Source organism: Streptomyces sp. NH27, from assembly GCF_056859195.1.
The window spans coordinates 1-3452 of the sequence record NZ_JACEGK010000690.1 but is presented as its reverse complement, the minus strand read 5'-3'; the positions used below and the strand labels follow the sequence as shown (position 1 = coordinate 3452).

Genomic DNA, 3452 nt, shown 5'->3' with positions numbered 1-3452 from the left:
GAGGAGTACCCCGGATTACCCCCCACCCGCCGAAGGCAAGGGGACGGGTGCCGGGCCGGGCGTCGCGAACCGGTGAACCTTGCCGGGAGGGGCACTGGTGCCGTGGCCGGCAAGGTTTGCCCGGTAGCGAGGTGTGCCGGCGTGGTCGTCCGCAAGGCGCCGCAGCGGCCTCGTAGTGGGCCTACTCGGCTGATGCGGCAACGCCGTGGACGGCCGCGCCAGGGCGGCGAGCGGGGCAAACCGTTCCGGGAGGGGCACTAGCTTCTTCGGACCGCTGTGGACTCCCGGACGATCAGCCGGTAGCCGGGCAGGATACGGCGCGGCTGCGGGGGTTCGGTGCCGCCGACGACCGCGATCCGCTCCACCAGGCAGTCCACCGCGAGTTGGGCCAGCGCGGCCTTGTCCGGGGCGACGGTGGTCAGCGAGACCACGCCGTAGCGGCCCTCCTCGATGTCGTCGAAGCCCACCACGGCGATGTCCTCGGGCACCCGCAGACCCCGCTCGGCCAGGGTGCGCATCGCGCCCAGGGCGATCAGGTCGTTGTAGGCGAACACCGCGTCGGGCCGGTCCTCGCGGTCCAGCAGCGCCGCCATCGCGGCGGCGCCGTCGGCGCGGTCGTAGCCCTCGGTGGCGGCGACCATCGACTCGTCGGGGGCCAGACCGGCGGCGACGATCGCCTCCCGCCAGCCGCGCAGCCGCAGGTGGGCCGGCTGGCGCGCGCTCTCCCGGCGGGCGCCGAGGAACGCGATCCGGCGCCGGCCGATGTCCAGCAGATGCCGTACCGCGGTCCGCGCCGCACCCACGTTGTCGATCATGATGTGGTCGTACGGGGCGTCGTACTCGCGCTCGCCGAGCAGCACCATCGGCGGGCCCTCGGGACGCGACAGCAGGTCCTCGCTCTCCAGCCGGATCGGGCTGAGGATCAGCCCGTCGATGACATGCGAGCGGAACCCCTGCGAGACCAGCACCTCCTTCTCGCGCAGCCCGGCGGTGTGGTCGAGCAGCACGGTCAGCTCGTGCCGGGCCGCCGCGTCGATCACCGCGCCGGCCACCTCCGCGAAGTAGGGGTTGCCGAGCTCCGGCACGGCCAGCGTGATGATGCCGGTGCGGCCCTTGCGCAGATGACGCGCCGTCAGGTTCGGCCGGTAGCCGAGTTCGTCGATCGCCTGCTGGACCCGCCGGCGGGTGCTGGGCGTGACGTGGGGATAGTCGTTCACCACGTTGGAGACGGTCTTCACGGACACGCCGGCGCGCAGCGCGACATCCTTGAGGCTGACGCCCACGGAATTCCTCTCTCGGTCGGACCGGTTGCGTCGCGGTCCGGCTCAGGTCTGCGGCCCCCCGGCCCGCGGTGGTGCTGCCCTGGTACGGCGGTCACTCCAGCTGCTGGGTACGGCTCAGCAGCGTCTGTAGCAGTACCACGACGGCGAGGAAGCCGCCGTTGACGGTGTCGGTGAACGCCGATCCGTACTGCGAGAAATAGTGGTCGATCAGATTGTGGATCACCGCGAGCAGCAGCACACCGCTGACCGTGCCGCCGATCGAACCGGCGCCGCCGGTGAGCAGGGTGCCGCCGATCACCACCGCGGAGATCGCGGTCAGTTCGTAGCCGACGCCGATGGTGGTCACGCCCGAGCCGAGCCGGGCACCGCCGAGCGCGCCCGCGCCCGCCGCCAGCGTGCCGGACAGCAGGTACACCAGCACCTTCGCCCGGGCCACCGGCAGGCCCATCAGCCGTGCCGCGTGCTCGTTGCCGCCCAGCGCGGTCAGCGTGGCGCCGAACCGGGTCCGGGCCAGCAGCAGCGCGCCGAGCGCGAAGAGCGCCGCCACGATCAGTACGGGGGTCCAGGTGCCGGCGCCCAGGTTCCGGAACCACGAGTGGGCCGGTACCAGGTACGTGGTGGCGCCTTCACCGGTGACGGCCTGCAACAGCCCGCGCAGGCCCAGCAGTCCGACCAGCGACACGATGAACGGCGCCATCCGCGCGTAGGCGATCAGCAGACCCTGCAGGGTGCCCCAGGCCGCGCCGACCGCCAGCGGCAGCACGATCGCCAGCCAGGTGCCATGCCGCGAGCCGTACGCGCCGAGCACGCCGCCGAGCGCGAACATCGAGCCGACCGACAGGTCGATCCCGCCGGTGATGATGACGAAGGTCATGCCGAGCGCCAGCAGCCACACGAAGGCGTTGCTGCCGAGGATGCTGCTGATGTTGTTCCAGGTCGGGAAGGTCGAGGAGGTCGCCGAGGCGATGGCGACGACGAGCACCAGAACGGCCAGGGCGCCGTGCCGCTGCACCTGGGAGGCGATCCGTTCACGGACCGAGATCCGCGCGGCCTGCCCGTCGGACGCGGCTCCTGGTGGTACCGGGGCCGGCTGGAGGGCGGTGGAAGTCATCGGGTCCCTCGCTCCTGGGAGGCGTACACCGCGAAGCAGATGATGGTGGCCTCGACGATCTGGGTGTAGGAGGTGTGCACATTGTGCTGGGTCAGCACAGCGGTGATGAGCTGCATGAACAGTGCGCCGGCGACGCTGCCCAGCACCCGTACCCGGCCGCCGGACAGCGGGGTGCCGCCGACCACGACCGCGGTGATGGCGTCCAGTTCCATGTTCAGGCCCTGGTTGGCCGGGTCGGCCTCCGCGCCGTGCCCGACGATCAGCACGCCGGCGAGCGCGGCGAGCACGCCCGACAGCACGTAGACGGTGATCAGTACCCGGCGCACCGGCAGGCCGGACAGCCGGCTCGCCTGCCGGTTGTCGCCGATCGCGACGAGCTGCCGGCCGAAGGTGGTGCGGCGCACCAGCAGCCCGGTCAGCAGCGCGCAGACCCCGGCGATCCAGGCCATCTCGGGGACGCCGCCGAGGTTGCGCGAGCCGAGGTCGAGCAGGCCGGATTGGGTGATGGGCTTGGCCGAGTTGCCGTTGACGATCTCGGCGAGGCCGCGCACACCGATCATCAGTGACAGCGTCGCCACGATCGGCTGGACCCGGGCGAAGGCGACCATCGCGCCGCCGACCGCTCCGGTGGCCGCGCCCAGCACCAGCGCGACCGCGAGCGCGGCGAACAGGCCGTACCCGGCGTAGAGCGGCACCACCGACGCGGCGAGCGCGATCGTGGCGCCCACCGACAGGTCGATGCCCTCGGTGCCGATCACCAGGGACATGCCCAGCGCGACCAGCAGCGTGGGTGCGACCTGGTAGAGCTGCACCCGGATGTTGCCCATCGACAGGAACGACCCGTCCAGGCCGACCGCGACCACGAACAGGATGACCAGCGCGGCGTACACGCCGTACTGCTGGAGCAGCCGCAGCAGCCGGCCGCGGTCCAGGGCCGCGCCCGGCCAGGTGAGGGAGGTCATGGCTGCGTCTCCTTGGCGGGGTGCTCTCGGGGGTGTTCGGGCGCGGCGGGGTCGTCGGGATCAGCGGGGTCTGAGGCTGCGGCGGAGGCGTCGGGT

3 protein-coding genes are annotated in these 3452 nt (G+C 72.2%); all 3 read right to left on the bottom strand.

Translation table 11 applies throughout. The features are described from left to right. Window positions 1-257: 257 nt before the first annotated feature. A complete protein-coding gene (locus AC13HU_RS34470; protein WP_483045933.1) occupies window positions 258-1283 on the bottom strand; it encodes a LacI family DNA-binding transcriptional regulator in 1026 nt (341 codons plus the stop codon). Window positions 1284-1374: 91 nt separating this feature from the next. After that, window positions 1375-2394: an ABC transporter permease gene (locus AC13HU_RS34465; RefSeq protein ID WP_483045932.1), complete on the bottom strand. Its 1020-nt coding sequence runs from the start codon at window positions 2392-2394 to the stop codon at window positions 1375-1377. After that, window positions 2391-3356, bottom strand: coding sequence for an ABC transporter permease (locus AC13HU_RS34460; protein WP_483045931.1), 966 nt, complete (start codon window positions 3354-3356; stop codon window positions 2391-2393). Before AC13HU_RS34460 ends, AC13HU_RS34465 begins: the two co-directional genes overlap by 4 nt. Window positions 3357-3452 lie beyond the last annotated feature (96 nt).

Bases quoted from the DNA above. Each gene is read 5' to 3' on its own strand.
- AC13HU_RS34460 (WP_483045931.1), bottom strand. From the start codon at position 3,356: ATGACCTCCCTCACCTGGCCGGGCGCGGCCCTGGACCGCGGCCGGCTG.
- AC13HU_RS34465 (WP_483045932.1), bottom strand. From the start codon at position 2,394: ATGACTTCCACCGCCCTCCAGCCGGCCCCGGTACCACCAGGAGCCGCG.